Raw genomic sequence first — 3,459 nt, 5'->3', positions numbered from 1 at the left:
ATCCTAAAACGGCTAATTCGGCAGCCTGCACGTATATCGCCGGACTTGCCACTCCTGCGAGCATGTACGGCGGACCCCATCGAAGAGCCACGGTTATCTGACGTGTGTCAGGCCGCGCTACTCGCGAGGGCGGTGCGGTCGATACGGCTGAGGAGCGCGCGGGCGTTGGCGTCGTGCTGGTAAGGAACGAGTCGTTGCCGTAGATCGGTCATGGCTGTGACATAGCGGGCGGAGATGGGGACTCCGGCGGCAATGTCGATGGCCTGATGGCCGGCGGTGACGGCACCTTCAAGGTCGTTTTGTTGGGTGAAGCTGACCGCGACAACGGTTTGGCTGAGCGCGCCGCGCCGGCCGCGGTTCTGCTTGCGGGCGGCCTCGACGGACTGACCGGCGTACCGGCGGGCTTCGGCGGGGTCACCGATGTCACGGAGGCTGTTCGCGATCTCGCCGGTGATGTAGGGCTCGTCGATGAACTTGGCCCATTCGGGTTCGTTCGCCGGGTTGAGGAGGTCGAAGGTCTTCTCGGCCTGCGCGATGGTGGCGGCGGTGTCGGTGGAACGGCCCAGGCCCGACAGCGCGCGTGCTTCCAACACGTACAGGTCGGTGAGGGCGGCGGGGGCGCGTAGTCCGCGGAGGCCGTGCCGTCCGGCGCGGGCGAGACGGAGTCCTTCGCCGGGGTGCCCGAGCTGGGTTGCCTGATCGGAGAGACCGGCGAGAACGTGGGCGCCGAGCATCCGGTTTCCCGATGCCTCCGCCAGCCGCAGGGACTGAATGAGATAGCGCTGCGCGATGCCGTGTTGGCCGCAGTCGAACGCCATCCAACCGGCGAGGTAGGTCTGTTCGGCGGCGACTTCGAAGAGGGCCTGGCGGACGGGCTCGGGGTGGGATTCCTGCAAGAGGGGGAGGACGTGTTCGGTGAGGTACTGGGCGACGGCGCGTCGGGCGATGTCGCCGCCGCCTTGGATGACGTCCATTTCCTGGAACACGCCGAACATGGTGCGGATGGAGTGGATCGCGTCCATGTCCGCGCGGGCGGTGCGTCCGGAGTCGGCGGCATCCAGGCTGGCCAGGAGCCAATCCCGGCTCGGTCCGGCGAGTGCGCCGAGTACGAAGGATGAACGAAGGAGCACGTCCCGTCGGCGCACGTCGGCCCTCCCGAGCTCTGCGACCCTGCTCAGGGTACGTCGCAGGGAGGGTTCGTACACGAGTCCTTGAGCGGTTGCTTCCGGGTCGGTGACGGGCTGCTGGGCGGTTACCGACCGGCTGTCGACTACCGGCGCCACCACTTCTGGATGGGTGTGCGATGGGCGTGTAGTGGGTTCCCATGGGCGAGGTGCCAGGCCGAGCAGCCGGCCGGGGACGCGGAGTCCGTCCGCGATCCGTTCGATTAGTTCCAGGGAGGCCACCCGGTCCCGACCGTGCACGATCTTGCTGACGCGGCTTTGGTCGAGTCCCTCGACCGCGGAGGCGATGCGGTCCTGACTGGCGGCGTCGTACTTCTTCATCAGGCGGAAGGCGGTGCCGAAGTCGCGGGCGGCGAGAGCGGCGCGCATGTCCTCGCGGGCAAGGAGCCGTGCGGACACCGTGTACGGGCCGTGCGAAAAAGCCGACATGTTTGATCAACCTTCCGGCCGGGAGAGGGGGACACGTCTCGTGGCAGGACTGGCGCCGACAGTACATGGATTACGCCCGACAGGTAGGGAAAGTTCACCTATTGAGCGGGCGTGTTGCCGTCGCTGACGGATTGCCGGCTGAGGCCAGGGGACGTTCACATGGGAACGTCCCCTTCCGTTGGCTCGTGTTGTGCCGTGAGGCTGTGCCACAGCTGGCCCTGCCCCGTGTTGGGCGTTTGTCTCCGCGGGGTCGGGTCGGCGTCTAACACAGCCGATGGGACGGGACGGTGGGGCCGGTGACGGCAACCGGGGAAAACACAACAGGCGACGGAAATACGGGCGGACGGATGCCTGTCCTCTACGGCGTGGTGCGTTTCGAGCCGGGCGGGGAACGACGGGTCCGCGATACGACGATCACGTTTGATTCACCGGCGTCGGCGGAGTTGTTCGCGGTGGAAAGCGGTTGGCACGACTATCAGGTGACGCCGCTGTTCTTCTTCGTCGACACCGTCCCGGCACCGGCGGCGGGGCGGATGTTGCTGGGTGCGGCGCTGGCACGGTCGATGCGGCGGGCTGGTGGCCGATGACCGGCGGTGGGGAGTACACGGTCACGATCCATCCGGCGGATCGGCCGGTGGACGTGGCGCGGGCCTGGGCGGCGTTGCCAGCTGGGGTGGGGTTCGCGGAGGCATTCGGTGATGTTGACGTGACGCTCGTGTTTCGGCCGGTCGGTGAGCTGGTGTCGCCATGGGAGCCGGGTGAGAGTACGTCTGTAGCAGGCTGAACGACGGTTGTGTGGCTGCGACCGCGACAAAGGCCAAGGGGTCAGGATTCCGGCGGGCGGCAATGCCTGTTGCCGGGGTGCTGACCCCTTACCTGTGGGCGCTCTGAGTCGTGACGAGGTTCTCGACGGCGGTCAGGCAGCGGCTCATGTCCGCAAGCTGCTGTTCGATGCGGCCGATACCGTGGATCGACCCCAATCTTGGCCAACAGGCCTTCGGAGAGTTCGCGGCGCACTGGATGGAAACCGGAACGCTTCGGCCTGGCGTTCGGCAACTTTACGACCGCCAACTACGCCTTCGGATTATCCCGACGTTCCGCGATGTCTCCGTCGCGGACATAACAACCAGGCTCGTCCGCGAATGGTACTCGGGCCTGATGAAGGAAGCGGCCGAGCGGAAACGAGGCGTCGTCTCGGTCGACACGTCGTACCGCCTACTTCGCGGCATCCTGACTACCGCTGTGGACGACGGACCCATCCATCGCAACCCGTGCCGTATCAGGGGCGCGGGCGCCGTACGCGAAACCAAACGGCCCGAGATCACCGTCGATCAGCTCTGGTCGCTCTCGGATGCCGTGCCTGAACGGTACCGGGCGCTCGTCTGGCTGGCTTCGGCAACGGCGATGCGCTCCGGAGAGCTGGCCGCACCGCGGCGGAAGGACGTCGACCTACGCCGACGCGAGATCAGGATCGACCCGAAGGAAGGGCAGTACATCGAGCCAGGCGGCGGCGAGGAACCCTACTTCGGCCCGCCCAAGACGGACGCTGGCGCCCGGACGATCCCCATCCCGGAAACGATCCTCGGCATCGTCGTCCTCCACATGCACGACCACGCGTAGAAGGAAGACCGTGGCCTCGTCTTCACGACCAAGGACGGCAACCCGGTAAGCCGGCACAACCGCTCCTGGTGGCGTCGAGCGTGCCGCATCGTCGGTGTGGCCGAGAACACCCACCTTCACGACTGCCGGCACGCCGGCCTCACCCTCGCCGCGCAGTCCGGGGCCGCCCTCCGCGACCTGATGGACCTGGGCGGCCACTCAACCCCCCGCGCGGCCCTGATCTACC

At 67.1% G+C, this 3,459-nt stretch carries 4 protein-coding genes and 1 pseudogene; 4 read left to right on the top strand and 1 reads right to left on the bottom strand.

All coding sequences use genetic code 11. The annotated features are described in order from the left end of the window. Positions 1-107 precede the first annotated feature (107 nt). Positions 108-1,613 (bottom strand): hypothetical protein, encoded by a 1,506-nt coding sequence (locus MJ783_RS20160; RefSeq protein WP_239312674.1) that lies wholly within the window; start codon positions 1,611-1,613, stop codon positions 108-110. A 347-nt stretch (positions 1,614-1,960) separates the two neighbouring features. Here MJ783_RS20160 and MJ783_RS20155 point away from each other — a divergent pair, with 347 nt between their 5' ends. From MJ783_RS20155 to MJ783_RS23760, 4 genes and pseudogenes are all read left to right on the top strand, one after another. Then, positions 1,961-2,200, top strand: coding sequence for a hypothetical protein (locus MJ783_RS20155; protein WP_239312672.1), 240 nt, complete (start codon positions 1,961-1,963; stop codon positions 2,198-2,200). Then, a complete protein-coding gene (locus MJ783_RS20150) occupies positions 2,197-2,397 on the top strand; it encodes a hypothetical protein (RefSeq protein WP_239312670.1) in 201 nt (66 codons plus the stop codon). Before MJ783_RS20155 ends, MJ783_RS20150 begins: the two co-directional genes overlap by 4 nt. A gap of 167 nt (positions 2,398-2,564) precedes the next feature. Continuing rightward, positions 2,565-3,233, top strand: a complete 669-nt coding sequence (xerC, locus tag MJ783_RS20145) for a tyrosine recombinase XerC (protein ID WP_239312668.1) — start codon at positions 2,565-2,567, stop codon at positions 3,231-3,233. A 15-nt stretch (positions 3,234-3,248) separates the two neighbouring features. Beyond that, positions 3,249-3,459: pseudogene (locus MJ783_RS23760) on the top strand (tyrosine-type recombinase/integrase); the annotation flags it as partial.

Source organism: Protofrankia sp. Cj3 (assembly GCF_917627355.1).
Taxonomy (GTDB): Bacteria; Actinomycetota; Actinomycetes; order Frankiales; family Frankiaceae; genus Protofrankia.
The sequence above is the reverse complement of the archived record's forward strand: the minus strand, read 5'-3'. Positions and strand labels throughout refer to the sequence as shown.